Annotated in this window: 18 protein-coding genes and 1 pseudogene; all 19 read left to right on the top strand. The window is 44.9% G+C overall.

Annotated elements, in window-relative coordinates; translation table 11 throughout:
* Positions 1-240, top strand: a 240-nt coding sequence (locus tag D8Q48_RS15535) for a DUF6050 family protein (RefSeq protein WP_121057145.1), incomplete at its 5' end; no start/stop codon positions are given.
* Between the two features lie 131 nt (positions 241-371).
* Positions 372-770 carry a hypothetical protein gene (locus D8Q48_RS15530; protein WP_008688044.1) on the top strand — a complete coding sequence of 133 codons (399 nt, stop codon included), beginning with the start codon at positions 372-374 and terminating at the stop codon, positions 768-770.
* Between the two features lie 13 nt (positions 771-783).
* The gene (locus D8Q48_RS15525; protein ID WP_005344165.1) at positions 784-1182 is read left to right on the top strand and encodes a single-stranded DNA-binding protein; all 399 of its coding nucleotides are present in this window, start codon (positions 784-786) and stop codon (positions 1180-1182) included.
* Between the two features lie 13 nt (positions 1183-1195).
* The gene (locus D8Q48_RS15520) at positions 1196-1588 is read left to right on the top strand and encodes a hypothetical protein (protein ID WP_008688048.1); all 393 of its coding nucleotides are present in this window, start codon (positions 1196-1198) and stop codon (positions 1586-1588) included.
* A complete protein-coding gene (locus D8Q48_RS15515) occupies positions 1581-2459 on the top strand; it encodes a replication initiator protein A (protein ID WP_121057141.1) in 879 nt (292 codons plus the stop codon). The genes D8Q48_RS15520 and D8Q48_RS15515 overlap by 8 nt, the downstream gene beginning before the upstream one ends.
* Positions 2460-2468: 9 nt before the next feature.
* Positions 2469-3287 (top strand): replication initiator protein A, encoded by an 819-nt coding sequence (locus tag D8Q48_RS15510; protein WP_024720795.1) that lies wholly within the window; start codon positions 2469-2471, stop codon positions 3285-3287.
* Entirely contained in the window at positions 3287-4081 is a 795-nt protein-coding gene (locus D8Q48_RS15505) for an ATP-binding protein (RefSeq protein ID WP_121057139.1), read from the top strand. Before D8Q48_RS15510 ends, D8Q48_RS15505 begins: the two co-directional genes overlap by 1 nt.
* An 82-nt stretch (positions 4082-4163) precedes the next feature.
* Positions 4164-4655 carry a PcfB family protein gene (locus D8Q48_RS15500; protein WP_054752943.1) on the top strand — a complete coding sequence of 164 codons (492 nt, stop codon included), beginning with the start codon at positions 4164-4166 and terminating at the stop codon, positions 4653-4655.
* A complete protein-coding gene (locus D8Q48_RS15495) occupies positions 4652-7705 on the top strand; it encodes a recombinase family protein (protein WP_172697019.1) in 3054 nt (1017 codons plus the stop codon). The genes D8Q48_RS15500 and D8Q48_RS15495 overlap by 4 nt, the downstream gene beginning before the upstream one ends.
* The gene (locus D8Q48_RS15490; protein ID WP_002593326.1) at positions 7702-8046 is read left to right on the top strand and encodes a TnpV protein; all 345 of its coding nucleotides are present in this window, start codon (positions 7702-7704) and stop codon (positions 8044-8046) included. Before D8Q48_RS15495 ends, D8Q48_RS15490 begins: the two co-directional genes overlap by 4 nt.
* A 215-nt stretch (positions 8047-8261) precedes the next feature.
* The gene (locus D8Q48_RS15480) at positions 8262-10226 is read left to right on the top strand and encodes a DUF1430 domain-containing protein (RefSeq protein ID WP_004845300.1); all 1965 of its coding nucleotides are present in this window, start codon (positions 8262-8264) and stop codon (positions 10224-10226) included.
* Positions 10223-10831, top strand: a complete 609-nt coding sequence (locus D8Q48_RS15475; RefSeq protein ID WP_002593328.1) for an ATP-binding cassette domain-containing protein — start codon at positions 10223-10225, stop codon at positions 10829-10831. The genes D8Q48_RS15480 and D8Q48_RS15475 overlap by 4 nt, the downstream gene beginning before the upstream one ends.
* Before the next feature lie 382 nt (positions 10832-11213).
* Positions 11214-11573, top strand: coding sequence for a DUF3847 domain-containing protein (locus D8Q48_RS15465; protein WP_002593329.1), 360 nt, complete (start codon positions 11214-11216; stop codon positions 11571-11573).
* A complete protein-coding gene (gene mobQ, locus D8Q48_RS15460) occupies positions 11539-13035 on the top strand; it encodes a MobQ family relaxase (RefSeq protein WP_055060300.1) in 1497 nt (498 codons plus the stop codon). The genes D8Q48_RS15465 and mobQ overlap by 35 nt, the downstream gene beginning before the upstream one ends.
* Positions 13032-13334 carry a hypothetical protein gene (locus tag D8Q48_RS15455; protein WP_006875985.1) on the top strand — a complete coding sequence of 101 codons (303 nt, stop codon included), beginning with the start codon at positions 13032-13034 and terminating at the stop codon, positions 13332-13334. The genes mobQ and D8Q48_RS15455 overlap by 4 nt, the downstream gene beginning before the upstream one ends.
* An 11-nt stretch (positions 13335-13345) precedes the next feature.
* The gene (locus D8Q48_RS15450; protein ID WP_121057137.1) at positions 13346-15217 is read left to right on the top strand and encodes an AAA family ATPase; all 1872 of its coding nucleotides are present in this window, start codon (positions 13346-13348) and stop codon (positions 15215-15217) included.
* Positions 15218-15359: 142 nt separating this feature from the next.
* Positions 15360-15518 (top strand): transposon-encoded TnpW family protein, encoded by a 159-nt coding sequence (locus D8Q48_RS15445; protein ID WP_121057135.1) that lies wholly within the window; start codon positions 15360-15362, stop codon positions 15516-15518.
* Between the two features lie 41 nt (positions 15519-15559).
* Positions 15560-16372: pseudogene (locus D8Q48_RS15440) on the top strand (TraM recognition domain-containing protein); the annotation flags it as partial.
* A gap of 121 nt (positions 16373-16493) precedes the next feature.
* A complete protein-coding gene (locus tag D8Q48_RS15435; RefSeq protein WP_118440657.1) occupies positions 16494-16652 on the top strand; it encodes a Maff2 family mobile element protein in 159 nt (52 codons plus the stop codon).
* Positions 16653-16683: the final 31 nt, after the last annotated feature.

Raw genomic sequence — 16683 nt, 5'->3', positions numbered from 1 at the left:
AAAACAATTATGAAGGTCAGTGGACAGACGGATTGGTTCTGGTGGGTATTTATTGCTGGACTTCCATTTGGAATACATAAAATGCGGTTGATTCTAATTCCGAGAGGAATGGATACCACAGCAACACTTGGGATGGCTGCATTAAGTGTCATTATTGGAGCATTGATTGGAAGCATCATGATTCCAGTGTATGTGATCAGAGCGATATACGTGTTTATACGGTATGTCATTGGAAAATAGAATATTAGATTGATAAGAGGCAGGCTTGCGAAAATAAAAATCGTAAGTCTGCCTCTTTTTTTGTGCTTAAAAACAGGCAATTCAGGGGAATTCCCTTTTGCAAATATATATATTCTTGGAGGATTTTTAAGATGAGAGAGCGAATTGAAAGTAAGCATGTAACAAAGGAAATCAAAAGTCAGATGCCAGTGATTCCGGTGGCAATTGTTAAAGAAAGAGGCTGTACGTTCTGCCCATATTATCTGGGCAATTATGAGAAACAGCCACGCTGTATGATGAAAACCTGTGCCTGGGATGATGAAAATGAACGTTTCCATCCAGTTCTTCGTGAACTGATCCCATTTTACAAAGAGAAGATGGAAAAAGCAGAAGAAAAATTCCTGGCAATGAAAAAGATTTACACAACACTGTTAGGAATGTTTGCCGATGAAATGAAGCAAGAAGAGTTGGAAAAAGATGAATGTTACGGATGTGCCTATGGAAAATGTGGACCATGTATCGGTATCTGTTACAAATCAATGAAAGCATAGGAGGGGTAAGCCAATGAATACAACAGTTATTTCCGGGCGATTAGTAAGAAATCCTGGATACAACGAAGTGGAGAATGAAAAAGGACTTCATAAGATTGCCAAGTTCGTTCTGGCAGTCAGAAGAAATTATTCCGATGAAGTCAGTTTCATTCCGGTAAAGGCTTTTGCAAAGAAAGCAGAATTTGCCAGAGATTATCTGATGCAGGGAACGAAGGTCATGGTGGAAGGCGAGATTGTCACAGGTAATTATGAAGATAAGGATACCGGGAAAAAGATCTATACCACCGAAGTGTATGCAAACCGGATTGAATTCGCAGGTGCAAAAATGGTTGACAGACCACCGTTTCCAGAAGATGCGGAAGGGTTCTTAGAGATCCCAGAGGGTATGGAAGAAGAAATGCCGTTTAGATAGAGGAGGATAAAAGATGGTTTCAGTAGATCAGGCGTATATGGTAGGGCATATGAAAAATGCCGATGGAAGTATCAACAACAAAAATGTAGTGCTGTCAGCAGCATGTGAAGCAGCGGAACTGTTCCAGTGCATGATGGCAGTAAATCAGAAACTGGAGGACTGGCAGAGATTTAATCACACCTTGGAGATGCATCTTAGAAGTGTGGAATGTGAGAAAATCCATGATATCTGTCAGGCAGTATACGGAATGAAACATCCGTCCAATGAACTGGAAGGATTGTATCTGGCAAGAGAGGATGAACAGATATGCCTGCTGTACTATCAGGTGTTTGTAGGGATGCTGGAAATCAATATTAATTCAGCCGAAGTGCTGTACAAACAGAAGGAGGAAACAATCAATGAGTAAGATGGAGTATATGCCGGTAGATTGTCTGCAGGTGCCAAAGGTGCTGTTTCAGATGGAAAAATACAAAAATCTGTCAAATACAGCAAAGATTCTATACAGCTTATTTCTGGATCGTTTGAAATTTGCGGTGCAAAATGGCTGGGTAGATCATAACGGGAATCTGTTTGTTATCTATCCCAAAAGTGAAATAAAGAAAGACCTGAATACGACTCGATATGGAGTAGATCAGGCAGTACAGGAACTGGTTCAGGTTGGTAAACTGATGCGTATCATTCCAAACAATGGAAAGGCGAACCACTTTTATATCAATGGTATTTATGAAAATGAGATGGAGGAAGAATCAATGATGACATTAGATACTATCATGGCAAATATGCCGCTGGCTGAAAGAGAAATTATTATGGATAAGATGGTGAAAGCATCCAGAGATATTTTTGAAACTATTGCGGATATGGGATATATTGATCAATATGAAACGTCTTTAACTGCAATGGAAAAGCGAGGATACCAGGATGAGCTTGGAGAGATGGATATTGATCAAATTCAGGCTGATGGATATGAGTTTGGTATGGATCTTGCATTTGGAATTCTGGAGGAAAATGAAAATAATCCTGCTCGTGTGTTAGATATCCAGAAATATGTGAACAGACAGTATGAAAGCTGTTCAAAAAAGAAGTTTATGAAGGTCCTGGAAACCCTTGTTCATGCGATGGGGAATGATGAAGGCTTTATTGGTGATATGTATGCTTGTAACAAGAAGGCCAGAAATTATTATTTGGACGAAATGATTCAATCATTCAATTTTGTATTTGATGAGATGTGCCATGGTACAGGCAGTGCAGCAAATTGTGATTTTGATGTAGAAGAGTAGGAAAATATTATGGCAGATTTTGAATATTTCAGAGCAGAAGAATCTGACCAGTTTTCTTTTTTTCGGATACCAAAAGCTCTGTTCACAGAAAAAGAGTTTGCAAGCCTGTCCACAGACGCAAAGCTCCTTTATGGAATTCTGCTTGATCGAATCAGCCTGTCCAAGAAAAATGGCTGGATTGACAGTGAGGGTTATGTCTATATCATTTACACGATCGCAGAATTGCAGGAGCTGTTGCGAATGTCGCATACGACAGTGACAAAGCTTCTATATGAGCTGGATAGTGTGCATGGGATTGGATTGATCGAGCGGTATCGGCAGGGGAATAATCGTCCCTCTGTCATATATGTGAAAAATTTTGTAAAACGGAGTAGAGGAAAGCCAGTAAGATACTTTGTTTCTGGAATGCCAGAAACTGGAAATCCAGACTGCAAAGAATTGGAAATCCGGATTGCAAGAAACTGGAAGTCCGGAACGCAAAAAAATAGAAGTCCGGACTGCAAGAATCTGGATGGAAGTAATACTAAGATAAATAAGACTGAAAAGAATCATACTGATAAGAGTAAGGGCAATACACCCGCTTTGGAAGAAAAATTCAGTCAATATGGTAGATTTAAAAATGTTGTTCTGTCGGAAGCTGAACTGCAGGAGTTGATGACGCTATTTCCATGGGATTACCAGAAACGGATTGATCATCTTTCTGTTTATATGAAATCCAGTGGAAAAGAGTATCAAAACCATTTTGCAACAATCTGTCTTTGGGCAGAAAGGGATGGAACCAGGATAGGAATGGATAAATATGAATTTCAGGAAGGAGAAAGCCTGTGATGGAAAACAAAGTAACAGCAGATTATCTGGACGAAGAGGGATGTCTTCATTGTGGCACCTGTGGAAAAAGAAAACAGATGAAAGTCAGTCTGATGGGTTTTGAGCATGTAGTGTCCTGTTTGTGCGAATGCGAGGTAAAAGCCAGGCAGGAACTGGATGAGAAGATGCAGCGGGAAGAAGCACAGCGGCTGCTTTATCAGAGAAAATCCGTCGGACTTCGGGAAAGAAGATTCTGGGAATGGAAATTTGAAAATGACAATGGAAGCAACCAGAAGATACTAATCGCCAGGCAGTATGTAGAAAACTGGACAGATATGAAGAGAAAAAATGTAGGATTGCTTTTGATGGGACCGGTTGGAACCGGGAAGAGCTTTTTTGCAGGCTGTATTGCAAATGCACTTTTGGAACAGGGAGAACGTGTCATGATGACAAACTTTTCCAGGATTTTAAATGAAATGACCAGCTATCAGGCAGATAAGAACCAGATTATACAAAATCTTGTGGATTATCCGCTGCTGATTATTGATGACTTGGGAATAGAACGAAATTCCGAGTTTGCTTTGGAGCAGGTCTATAATGTGATAGACAGCCGCTATTGTAAAATGCTTCCGCTGATCATAACAACGAATCTGGGACTGAATGAAATGAAGTCCACAGATTTGGATACTGCCCATCAGCGTATTTACAGTAGAATACTTGAAATGTGTGTTCCCATCTATTGTGGTGGAGAAGATAAGAGAAAAGAAGAAGGGACAGAAAAACTCGTACAGGTGCAGAACCTGATTACCGGTTAATCTGTCTTTTTTCATTAAAGGGGGTGATTGCCATGATTACAGATTTGGACAGCAGTTGAATCGCTGAAAGGAGGGAAAAGTCATGCAGGAAGAGGTAACTCAGAAAACGGTCACGTTCTGTATTCGGGCTACTAAGATTACGGCAGACCTGTTGAAAAAGGTTCTTGTTGCGTATCTGCGTCATCAGAAGCAGAAATCAGTAGAGAAGAAAGCACAGAAAAATCAGCCGAAACAGGGAAAGGTCACGGTAAAAGAGCTGGCAAAACAGAATGCCGGGATGGTCAATATCGAGATCACGGACAAAAATATCAAGTCCTTTGAACGGTATGCCAGAAAATATGGGATCAATTATGCTCTGAAAAAAGACAAGAGCAAAGAGCCGCCGGTTTATCTGGTATTTTTCAAGGGACGTGATCAGGATGCCCTCAATGCTGCTTTCCGTGAGTTTTCCCAGAAACAGATTCAAAAAGCGAATAAACCTTCCATTCATAAGCGTCTTGCAGCTTACCGGGCAATGATGCCAAAGAAGACGAAGGACAAAGTAAAGAACCGACATCAGGAACAGAGCCGATGAAGAAACAAAACGGCAATAATCTGATGCAGAAGTGGAAGAATAAAGCTGGGGTCAGGCTGTCCGCCCTGGATAAAAAGAAACTGGTTCTTACAAATCTTCCCTATGTTCTGACCGCTTTTTATGCGGACCGGGCATCCTGCTTATACAGGAGCAGTCCTGGAGAAGATATAGGGAACAAACTGTTATATGCGATGGAACATGCAGATCGGATCTTTACAGGGATTCTGTTGAGCTTTGACCTGAGAGATCTATTGGTTGGAGTTACTGTCGCAGTTATTTTGAAACTATTGGTTTGGCAGAAACAGTCAGATGCAAAGAAACTTCGGAAGGGAATCGAGTATGGTTCAGCCAGATGGGGAACTGCAGAGGATATCAAGCCTTATATGTCAGATGATCCCTGGATGAATATTCCGTTGACAGCAACAGAAGCATTGACTATGGAAAGTCGACCAAAACAACCGAAATATGCAAGAAATAAAAATATTGTAGTTATTGGCGGTAGTGGTTCCGGTAAGACACGATTTTTCGTGAAACCGTCGGTCATGCAGATGAATTGTTCCATGGTCATTACAGATCCAAAGGGCACTCTCATTGAGGAGTGCGGGAAGATGTTAGCAAAGGGACCGCCTAAGAGAGATAAGAATGGAAATATTATGAAAGATAAATCTGGAAAAGTGGTTCATGAGCCATATGTGATTAAGGTTTTGAATACCATTAACTTTTCAAAATCGCTTCATTACAATCCATTTGCTTATATACGGTCTGAAAAAGATATCTTGAAGCTGGTGACAACAATCATTGTGAATACCAAAGGCGAAGGGGAAAAAGCTTCCGAAGATTTTTGGGTGAAAGCAGAGAAATTGCTGTACACAGCACTGATTGCTTTTATCTGGTATGAAGGGGATGAAGAGGAAAAGAATCTGAATACCCTTCTGGATCTTTTGAACGAAAGCGAAACCCGTGAAGAGGATGAAACTTACCAGAATCCTGTGGATATGATGTTCCAGGAGCTGGAAGAAAGAGATCCGCAGCACTTTGCGGTCAGACAGTATAAAAAATATAAAATGGCGGCTGGTGTTGTATGCTCTAAAAGACTTCTTAATCAAGCGGTTGGGAAGTCTCTTAGAACACACAACCTAAAACCGAAGAAAGGAGCGCAAGTTATGAGAAAAAACGAGAAAATCACAGCTCTGTACGAACGACTGAGCCGTGATGACTTTGGCAAAGATGATGACCAGCAGCGTGAGAGCAATTCCATTTCCAATCAAAAGGCTATGTTGGAGGAGTTCGCCGCACGGCAGGGGTTTACGAACATTGTCCATTTCACGGACGATGGCATTAGTGGTACTTGCTTTGACCGTCCCGGATTTCTGGCAATGATGAAAGAGGTGGAAGCCGGGAATGTGGAGTACCTGTGTATCAAGGACATGAGCCGCATGGGTCGTGACTATCTGAAAGTCGGTCAGATTATGGAAATCCTGCGTCAGCGTGGCGTGCGACTTATCGCCATCAATGACGGCGTGGATAGTGCCAGAGGTGACGATGATTTTACCCCTTTCCGCAACATTATGAACGAGTATTACGCCAGAGACACCAGCCGTAAAATCCGTTCCACTTTCCAGTCCAAAGGCAAGTCCGGCAAGCACCTCACAGGCACGGTCATTTACGGCTATCTCTGGAACGAAGCCAGAGACCAATGGTTGGTTGACCCCGAAGCCGCTGATGTGGTCAAGCGCATCTTTGCCATGACGATTGAGGGCTACGGTCCGTATCAGATCGCCAGCAAGCTGAAAGAAGAAAAAATCCTCATTCCGTCCGCTTACCTTGCCCAGCACGGCGAGGGTGTGAATAAAAACAAGACTTTCAAAGATGTGTACGGCTGGGGTTCTTCCACCATCTGCAACATTCTTGAAAAGCGTGAATATCTGGGACACACCATCAACTTCAAGACTCGAAAGCACTTCAAGGACAAGAAAAGCCATTATGTCCCGGAGGACGAATGGACGATTTTCGAGAATACCCATGAAGCTATCATTGACCAGCAGACCTTTGACCTTGTGCAGAAAATCCGTGGGAATGTCAGACGCTACCCGGACGGCTGGGGCGAAGCAGCTCCCCTCACAGGCTTGCTTTATTGTGCCGATTGCGGCGGCAAGATGTATGTCCACCGTACCAACAACGGCAAGCGTATTTCTCAATATACCTGTTCACAGTACACCAAAGTTCCTTGCGGAACGCTCTGCAAGACCCAGCACCGTATCAACGAAGATGTGGTACTGTCCCTTGTCTCGGAAATGCTGAAAGCCATTGCCGATTATGCGAAGCATGACAGAGCCGAGTTTGTCCGTGTGGTGCAGGAAGCGCAGTCCAGCCAGCAGACGGCAGAGGTCAGGAAGCAGCGGACACGCCTTGCCACAGCAAAGCAGAGAGTTTCCGAGCTGGAAGTCCTGCTCTGCAAAATCTATGAGGACAACATTTTAGGCAAGCTGTCCGACAGCAGATACGCCACTCTGGACGCTCAATACGAAAAGGAACAGTCCGAGCTTACCGCTGAAATCTCTGTTCTGGAAAAGGCTGTCAAGAGCTATGAGAAGCACGAAAAGGACGCTGACCGTTTTATCGCTCTGATCGACAAATATGAGAACTTCGACAAGCTGACCATTGCCATGCTCAATGAGTTTATCGAGAAAATCCTTGTGCATGAGCGTGACCGCAAAGGCAGTATACAGACCACACAGGAGGTCGAGATTTACTTCAATTTTGTTGGGCGATTCGTTCCACCGGCGTTTGGAGAAGTGGAGCTTACCCCGGAGGAATTAGAGGAAATCCGCAAACGTGAGGAACGCAAGGACAGGCTTCATCAGAACTACTTGAAGCGGAAAGCCAGCGGAGCGCAGAAGCGATACGAGGACAAAATCAAGAAGCGGAAAAAGGCAGAAATCGAAGCCAAGAAAGCCGCCATTCGTGCGGAGGACATTGCAAAGGGCGTGTTCGTCCCTGTCAGCAGTTTACCGCAGAGAGAGCCGATGAAAGGAGTACAAACAGCATGAATATCACTTACACACAGAACGGCGATTATCTTATCCCAAACATCATTATCCGCAAGACCAAGCCCCTCGGACACTACGGCAGACTTCGCAAGGCGTATCTGGAAATGCACCGTCCGATACTGTTCAATGAGCTGGTGCTATCCGACAAGCTCTTTGAGCATTGCGCCGAGATTGACGAAACAGCACGAAACCGCATGGAGCTGATCGTGCGGTCACTGGCAGAGCAAAACGGCGTGACCGAGCAACTGAAAGCCGAAAACCAAATGGAATGGGTGCGGCAGATGAACGCTTGCAAGGCACAGGCAGAGGAGATTGTGAAAGTGGAATTGATTTATGATTGAGCGAGGAAGTCCGGGCAGAAAACTGTTCGGACTTTTCTCATGTAGTCCAAAGTTGCGGTAGAATTGTTCACGAGTTTTATGGTACAATTTATGCGAATAAAGAAAACGGAAAATTAGAATCTAACAAGAGAATGTGGTTGTATGAAAAAATCCATATTAGTATTTTGGGCAATCGTGTGTCTGTTACCTATTCAAAGGAGGTTTAAGAATTTCAAATGAAACATATAAGAAATATATTGCTGTTGATTACGATTATTTTTGCTTTTGTTATGCAAGCTGAAGTATATCAAAATATGCTCTGGAACTTTAATGGTGCTTATTATTTATCGTCCAGATACACAACTACTAATGACGATATGGATTCATTTTTAGCCAATGCAGAAGATACAGCTGAGAAGCATGGTGTTCATATTTTTTCGACTTTTAATCAGAGAGTTTCTAATTATCAGACAAGACTTTATATTTATGGTGATGATACCGTTGTTCGGGATAGTCTTAAAAGCACAATGGATATTGAGGAAAAAACATATACGGCTTTGATAGGTGGAATCACCGTAATAGAATTTGAAGATTTTAGAGAAGCAAAAAACACAGGCAATGGACAGGAAATAATGGTCAGCTATATCGGTGATGATGATGACATTATTGCCACATATCAAGATTTGGCAAAAGAATATTCTATATCGCAGCCAGAGTTTTGGCAATCAACCGAAACTGATATGATGTTCATTGTTTGGGGCCTGGTTGCCATATTGATGATTGTACTTAATATGATTGAGGTGATACGCAGGCAAAAGGAAGTAGTTGTACGAGCTTCTCTGGGCGAAAATGCTGCTGTGATTGCTCTAAAAGCTGTAGTGGCTGATATGATTTCATATGCTGCATTATTCGTCTTAGCAAAGTTGCTTGTTTCTCAATTTATATCGGGAGCGTATGAAGATCATCTCATTTTGGCAGTGTATTGTGCCGGAGCAGTTCTTTCCGTAATTCCTTATGCTGCTTTTGTCCGCTTTGATGTAAAAAAAGCCTTTGCCAATGCTTCAGATAAAAAAGGTATGTTTTATCTTCTGAACGGTCTTAAAGTATTTGCTACTGCTATGACAATTTTTACAATAACTACAAATCTCAGTAGCATTCAAGGTAATTTACTTACAAACACTACTCTTTTAGAAAATCATTATAATGATTATTATTTTGGAGTTATGCAGATTGAACCTCCTTTTGAAGAAAATGAGGAGGAATCCAAAGAGAGCAAATTTTGGAATGACCTTTACGAAAATGAATACAACACGATAAATCCGGTGGTCTGCATAGGCAGCCGGATAAGCGATACGGATAATTATATTTTTGTAAATCATAATGCCAGAGATATGCTACAAGGGTTTTCTGATATGCTTACTGAAGATGATGAAAAAGAGGATATCGTGGTCTTCGTGCCAAAGGGAAGAAATGCGGAATCATACAAAGATATCGCAAAAGAGGAAATTGGCTCTCTTACCCAAAATGCAGAAGAACTGCGTGTTGTTTATAAAGAATATTCTGGCAGAGAACAATTTTATTATCTCAATTCGAACAGAGAAGAGGCTATTGACGGATTGTCAAGAGTAACAAATCCGATTGTGATTTATCAGGCAAATGAGGCTGTTGCTTTAAATGGAAGTTATATCGAAACAGGAACATATAATGGTGAGGTAATCTACGGATGCGATGAAAGCACAATTCGCAGTGTTGCGAAAAAATATTCAGAACAGCTTGGTTCACACTATTTTATGCTGACGAATGTCGGAGAGGATTACATTTATAGTCATAGTTTCCTCGTGAAACTGATTGGCTTTATAAGCTCTCTTTGCGTATTAGTATTGCTGTTAGATATCGCTATCATCATATCTGAAGTGAAAATGGAATTTAGACTTAATGCGATGGAAATCTCCCTCAAAAAGGTTTTGGGCTATCGCTTTTATGAAAGGCACAAAAGATTTATTTCCGTTAATCTCTTAGAAAATATAGCCGTTGTGATATTGATTTGCATTGTTTCAATTTTTATATCTAACGCAAGTGTCGGGATTGCTTTACTGATTGGAGCGTTGCTCACCATTATTGAAATGGCAATCATTTTCACAAATATTATGTGGGTTGAAAAAACAAATATCTCAAAGTCATTGAAGGGAGGATGTTTATGATTATAATTCGTGGCTTAAATAAAGCATTTGGAGAGAAAATAATTTTCTCTAACTTTAATTTAGAAATTCCGGATGGAAGTTTTGTAGTAATCAGCGGCGATAGCGGCAGTGGAAAAAGCACTTTACTCAATATGATTGGTGGTATCGAAAAACCGGATAGCGGCAGTATCATAATCGAAGGGCTGAATATTACCCGGCTTAAAAATAAAAACAGTTTTTTTGCGGATACAGTGGGGTTTCTTTTTCAGAATTTTGCACTGCTTGAAAATAAGACAGTTAAAGAAAATTTAAGTTTGATTAAAAAATCAAGCCGAACTAAAGTATCACTTAAAGAAGCTCTTAATCGTGTGGGGTTATCAAAGGAAGTTAACAAAAAAGTTTATCAGCTTTCCGGTGGTGAACAACAGAGAGTTGCTTTAGCTCGTCTTATGATGAAAAAATGTTCTGTTGTTTTGGCAGATGAACCTACTGGCTCACTTGACAAGAAAAATAGAGATATTGTTATGAGGTTATTGCACGAACTCAATGAAGAAGGTAAAACGGTTATCATTGTTACCCACGATCAGGGTATTATTGAAGATGAACCTTATGTTGTGAAAATCTGAGAGTACCTCTTAGAAATGTCTTGATCTACATTTTATGTAATTTGGGTCAGAAGAAAATCCCTTTAGGAACTAAAGGGCGCACTTCTATACTCTCCTATCGGGAGTATGTGCGTCCTGCGGAGCTTCATTCCCGGTCAGCAGAGAAAAACTGCTTGACCGAAAATGTTTCGTCACTTCGTTCCGTCAAGGGAGCTACACTCCCTTGCGACGCTTGTGCGTCTATCCCTTGTGGACTTGCCGTCCGCAAACAGCATGAAATGCTGTTCGCCGCCAGCAAGTTTGGAAAAATAAATACCGAAAATCAGACCGTTGACTGGTCGCAATGTGCGAAAAGTTGACGGTCTTTTTTTATCCCAAAAATCAAAAAAGGAGGTCAATCACAATGACAAAACCGAAAACCCTCGATCAGCTTCGAGCCGAAAAGGAACGAGCTGAGACGCAGCTTGCACAGGAGAAGCACAAGCTGGAGCGTCTGGAGAACAGAAAGAAGTATCTGGAGAAAGGCGAACGCACCAAGCGCACCCACCGCCTTTGCAATCTGGGCGGCACGATTGAGAGCCTTGCCCCGGAGGTCAAAGATCTCACACGCACCGAAATGACAGAGCTGATGGAACACATCTTTTCTCTGTCCGAAGTCCAGCGAGCCGTCCGGCACATGGCGATTACTCACACCAACCAAGCGAACAGAGAAAAGGAGCTGAAAGCCGATGGCACTATTTCATCTGAGCGTCACGCAGACTAAGCGAAGCGCAGGACAGTCCGCTATTGCTTCTGCCGCCTACCGTGCCGGGGAGCGATTGTATAGCGAGTATTACGGCGAATACAGCGACTACACCCGCAAGGGCGGCGTGATCTGCTCTGACATTTTCCTGCCGTCCCATGCACCGCCCGAATACGCAGACCGCCAGACCCTATGGAACGCCGTGGAAAAAGCCGAGCGTGGAAAGAACGCCCAGCTTGCATACAGCTTTGACATTGCCTTGCAGAATGAATTTTCCCTTGAGGAAAACATCGCTCTTGCAAGGCAATTTTTGTTGGAGAACTTTGTGAGCCGGGGCATGGTGGTTGACTTCGCCGTACACCAGCCAGACCGGGAGGACGGCGGCATACCAAACCCGCATTTTCATGTGCTTTGCCCCATCCGCCCCATCGAGCAGAACGGCAAATGGGGACTAAAGCAACGCCGGGTGTATGAGCTGGACGAGGACGGCAACCGTATCCGGGACGCAGACGGAAAGTTTGTGTTCAACGCCGTTCCCACTACCGACTGGGGCAGTCCCGAAACGCTGGAATACTGGCGGCAGACATGGGCGGAGCTATGCAATGCTAAGTTTGCGGAAAAAGGTATTGATGTTCGTATCGACCACCGGAGCTATGAGCGTCAGGGCGTGGAGCTTCTTCCCACCGTCCACGAGGGCGCAACCGTCCGGGCCATGGAGAAGAAAGGCATACGCACCGAGAAAGGCGAGTTCAACCGCTGGATCAAAGCCACCAATGCCGTTATCCGTGACATCAAGAAGAAAATCACTCTCCTGTTTGATTGGATTGCCGAAGCAAAAGCGGAGCTTGCCAAGCCGCAGGCACCCGACCTTGTTTCTCTGCTGAACGCCTATTACACCAGCCGCAGAGCCGGGGCATATTCGCAGAAAGGCAAGGTCAGCAACCTAAAGGAGATGAACGAGACTTTCAATTATCTCCGGGCAAACGGCATTTACTCCCTTGAGGATTTGGAACGCCGTGTCAGCGAACACAGTGCTGCCACAGAGAGCTTGAAGAAAACGCTGGACGAACAGACCGCTCGAATGAAAGCGATTAAGCGGCTCTATGACAGCTCTGCTGCTTTCCAGAGCTTGAAGCCTGTCTATGACGGCTTGCAGAAAATCAAGTTTGAGAAGCCCAGAGCCAAGTACAAGGCAGAGCATGAAACGGAACTGAAACAGTTCTACGCCGCCAGACGCAAGCTGACCGGAGAATTCCCGGACGGCAAGGTGGATATGAAAAAGCTGACCGAAGAGTATGACGAGCTGGAACAGGCGCACAACACCACCTATGGCGAGTTTAAGACCGTCAGAGACGATTTACACCGTCTTTGGAAGGTCAAGTCATGTGTAGATACTGCCGCCCGATTTAACGAGCGTACAGAGGAACAAATGCTCCAAAATCGACCCCAAACACGACAGAAAAAGGAGGATATGACACGATGAAAAAATACGACTGGAAGAACGAGTACAACCCCATCCGCAGAACGGCAAAACGCCTTTTGAGCGGAGAACCTTTGACCGATGGCAGACCGCTTTCCGACCTGATCGAGCTGGACGAACACACCCGGAAATGCCTTGCCTTTGAAGCCACCCTCACCGACCGCCAGATTGATATGTTGCAGGAGCTGGGCTATCTGCCTGTTATCATGAGACAGTACGGCGAGGAATGTGCGAACTGCCCCTACACGCTGGACGAGCGTGAGCATGGCATTTGCAGACGATGCGCTGTTTTCAAGAAGTAAGGAGGACGCCCATGCAGTACACCCAAGCACAGATCGACCGGGCAAACGCCGTCAGTCTGGAAGATTTTCTCCGCACACAGGGAGAGACGCTTATCAAAAGCGGACGGGAATACCGCTGGAAAGAACATGACAGCCTGACCGTCCGGGGAAACAAGTGGTTTCGCCACAGCCAGAGCAAGGGCGGCTATCCCATTGATTTTGTCATGGAGTTTTACGGCAAGTCCTTTCCCGAAGCTGTCCAGATGTTGACAGGCGAAAACGGCGAGGGACAGGCCGAAGCCACCACAGCACCGCCCACAGCGTTCCACTTGCCCTTGCACAACAGAACAGCCGACAGAGCAATTCAATATCTTTGCGAAAGCCGAGGTCTCAACCCGAAACTGGTTGAGGCTTTTCTTCTTTCCGGGGATATTTACGAGGACGCAAAGCGGCACAATGTTGTGTTTGTCGGCAGAGACCGAAACGGCACACCGAGATATGCCCATGTGCGAGGAACGGCAGACACATTCAGACAGGATATTACCGGGTCTGACAAGTCCTATCCGTTCCGCTATGAGGGCAACAGCAACCAGCTCTTTGTCTTTGAAGCGCCAATAGACCTGTTATCATTCATCTGCCTTTATCCGCAGGATTGGCAGACAAGAAATTATCTTGCCCTGGGCGGCGTTTCGGGCAAAGCCCTTGACCGTTTTCTTTCTGAACGCAAGGACACCCGAAAAGTATTCCTCTGCCTTGACAGCGACACCGCAGGAAGTGAAGCCTGCTTCCGACTGGCGCAGGACATTCCCAGCGAGATCGCCGTCATTCGCCTTGTCCCGGCAAGGAAAGACTGGAACGATGTTCTCCGTCAGCAAGGGGACATTCCCAGCCGCAAATTCATAGCCGAGACAATCACGCTGCGAGAGCTGCCCACCGCCCAGCCTGTCCCCATGCTCCGCATGGCAGATGTGGAGCTGACGAGCGTGGATTGGCTATGGTTTCCGTATATCCCCTTTGGAAAGCTGACAATTATCCAGGGCAATCCCGGCGAGGGCAAGACCTACTTTGCCATGCGCCTTGCGGCGGCTTGCACCAATCGAAAGCCTTTGCCCGGTATGGAGACACTTGAGCCTTTCAATATCATCTATCAGACCGCCGAGGACGGTCTGGGTGATACCGTCAAGCCCCGACTGATAGAAGCAGACGCAGACCTTGAACGAGTGCTTGTCATTGACGATAGAGACACACCGCTGACCCTTGCCGATGAACGCATAGCAAGGGCAATCCGGGAAAACAGCGCAAGGCTGGTTATCATTGACCCGGTACAGGCTTTTCTGGGTGCAGATGTGGACATGAACAGAGCAAACGAGGTGCGCCCGATATTCCGCAGTCTGGGAGACATTGCACAGGCTACCGGGTGCGCTATCGTGCTGATCGGACACCTGAACAAAGCCGCAGGAACGCAAAGCACCTACCGGGGATTAGGGTCTATCGACATTACGGCGGCAGTCCGCAGTCTGCTCTTTATCGGCAAGCTGAAGGACAGCCCCACAACGAGGGTGCTGATCCATGAGAAAAGCTCCCTTGCGCCGCCCGGACAGTCCATTGCCTTTTCTCTGGGAGACGAGAAAGGGTTTGCGTGGATAGGAGCTTATGACATTACCGCTGACGAGCTTCTTGCCGGGACGGACACCGCCAAGACCGAGAGCAAGACCGCACAGGCGCAAATGCTCATTCTGGAACTGCTTGCGGACGGAAAGCGTATGCCGAGCGCAGAACTGGAAAAGGCAGTCAATGAGCGTGGGATTTCCTCACGCACCATGAGGACGGCAAAGAGCCGTATCGGGGACAGACTTGTGACCGAGAAAGACGGCACAGCATGGGTCTGCTATCTCCGAGACTGACAACAGGAACACGGCAAGCATGGCAAAGACGGCAAGGTTTTTATAGATACCTTAATGTTGCCGCCTTGCCTTGTTCCCTCATACCGACACCGCTCGATGATGAACAGTCACCGGGCATTTTTCATTTACAGGAGGATTTTGAATGAACAATACCGTAACCAACACCGCCACTTGCCCGACTGTCAGAAAGCAGATCGGCAAGACAACCTATATCGTCCGTGTCCATTTCAGCCAGACCGCAAAAGAGACGATGGAGGACAAAATCAAGCGTCTGCTCCGTGAGGAAGTCCGCAAAATGTGACTTCTTTGTGAATTTGATGAAAAAGTCCTTGACTTTTCGTCTCTGGTAAAACGGCGAAGTCGATTTTGATATCCTGTGGAGCCAGACTTGCCCCATTTGATATCGCAGAACTTCGTGAGATCATGTCTTACGATGAAATGGAACTGGATAAGATCGGGGATAGGAAAACAGCCTTGTTCTTGATTATGTCCGACACAGATACAACCTTTAACTTTGTGATTGCCATGTTACAGTCACAGCTTTTCAATCTGCTTTGCGATAAGGCAGATGATGAATATGGTGGAAGACTTCCGGTGCATGTGCGTGTCATCGCTGATGAGTTCGCAAACATTGGTCAGATTCCTCAGTTCGATAAGCTGATCGCAACTATCCGAAGCAGGGAAATCTCTGCTTCTATTATTTTGCAGTCCCAGAGTCAGCTAAAGGCAATGTATAAGGATAGTGCAGATACCATTCTGGGCAACTGTGATACTACACTTTTTCTTGGTGGCAAAGAGAAAACTACCTTAAAGGAAATGAGTGAGCTTCTGGGGAAGGAAACCATTGACCTGTATAACACTTCGGAGACGAGGAGTAATCAGAAGTCCTTTGGATTGAATTACCAGAAAACAGGCAAACAGCTGATGACGGAAGATGAGATTGCAGTCATGGATGGAGGAAAATGTATCCTGCAGATCCGTGGTGCCAGACCATTTTTCTCGGATAAATATGATATCACGAAACACAAAAACTATCGGCTTCTTGCAGATGAAAACGAGAAGAACCGGTACAAAGTAGAAAAAGAGTTAAATCCGCAGTACACACCGAAACCCGAAGAAGAGGTGGAGGTAATTCAGGTGGAGCTGTCGGAGTAACCTTGGGAATGAACGAAAAATAATGAGGAAAGGAATAACTGACATTAGGTGCGCCGGCTTTTTAGTCGGTGTTTTTTCATTCCCGTAAACACCTGAAAGAAGTCAGTTTTGGTGACTGTATATGGCATTTTTTAGCAGTGCAATTACAACTTTAAAAACTCTTGTAGTCGCAATCGGCGCAGGTCTTGGCGTGTGGGGTGTCGTAAACCTTCTGGAAGGATATGGAAATGACAATCCCGGCGCTAAGAGCCAGGGCATCAAACAGTTCATGGCTAATTAAAGGGAACAAAAAGAAAGGAAAAGCACAATCC

The sequence above is a fragment of the Ruminococcus sp. B05 genome, from assembly GCF_003628495.1.
Lineage (GTDB): Bacteria > Bacillota > Clostridia > Lachnospirales > Lachnospiraceae > Schaedlerella > Schaedlerella hominis.
Note: the sequence above shows the minus strand (reverse complement) of the source record. Positions and strands in the feature narration are given on the sequence as shown.

Coding starts and splice junctions, on each gene's coding strand:
- D8Q48_RS15530 (WP_008688044.1), top strand. CDS start 372: ATGAGAGAGCGAATTGAAAGTAAGCATGTAACAAAGGAAATCAAAAGT.
- D8Q48_RS15525 (WP_005344165.1), top strand. CDS start 784: ATGAATACAACAGTTATTTCCGGGCGATTAGTAAGAAATCCTGGATAC.
- D8Q48_RS15520 (WP_008688048.1), top strand. CDS start 1,196: ATGGTTTCAGTAGATCAGGCGTATATGGTAGGGCATATGAAAAATGCC.
- D8Q48_RS15515 (WP_121057141.1), top strand. CDS start 1,581: ATGAGTAAGATGGAGTATATGCCGGTAGATTGTCTGCAGGTGCCAAAG.
- D8Q48_RS15510 (WP_024720795.1), top strand. CDS start 2,469: ATGGCAGATTTTGAATATTTCAGAGCAGAAGAATCTGACCAGTTTTCT.
- D8Q48_RS15505 (WP_121057139.1), top strand. CDS start 3,287: ATGGAAAACAAAGTAACAGCAGATTATCTGGACGAAGAGGGATGTCTT.
- D8Q48_RS15500 (WP_054752943.1), top strand. CDS start 4,164: ATGCAGGAAGAGGTAACTCAGAAAACGGTCACGTTCTGTATTCGGGCT.
- D8Q48_RS15495 (WP_172697019.1), top strand. CDS start 4,652: ATGAAGAAACAAAACGGCAATAATCTGATGCAGAAGTGGAAGAATAAA.
- D8Q48_RS15490 (WP_002593326.1), top strand. CDS start 7,702: ATGAATATCACTTACACACAGAACGGCGATTATCTTATCCCAAACATC.
- D8Q48_RS15480 (WP_004845300.1), top strand. CDS start 8,262: ATGAAACATATAAGAAATATATTGCTGTTGATTACGATTATTTTTGCT.
- D8Q48_RS15475 (WP_002593328.1), top strand. CDS start 10,223: ATGATTATAATTCGTGGCTTAAATAAAGCATTTGGAGAGAAAATAATT.
- D8Q48_RS15465 (WP_002593329.1), top strand. CDS start 11,214: ATGACAAAACCGAAAACCCTCGATCAGCTTCGAGCCGAAAAGGAACGA.
- mobQ (WP_055060300.1), top strand. CDS start 11,539: ATGGCACTATTTCATCTGAGCGTCACGCAGACTAAGCGAAGCGCAGGA.
- D8Q48_RS15455 (WP_006875985.1), top strand. CDS start 13,032: ATGAAAAAATACGACTGGAAGAACGAGTACAACCCCATCCGCAGAACG.
- D8Q48_RS15450 (WP_121057137.1), top strand. CDS start 13,346: ATGCAGTACACCCAAGCACAGATCGACCGGGCAAACGCCGTCAGTCTG.
- D8Q48_RS15445 (WP_121057135.1), top strand. CDS start 15,360: ATGAACAATACCGTAACCAACACCGCCACTTGCCCGACTGTCAGAAAG.
- D8Q48_RS15435 (WP_118440657.1), top strand. CDS start 16,494: ATGGCATTTTTTAGCAGTGCAATTACAACTTTAAAAACTCTTGTAGTC.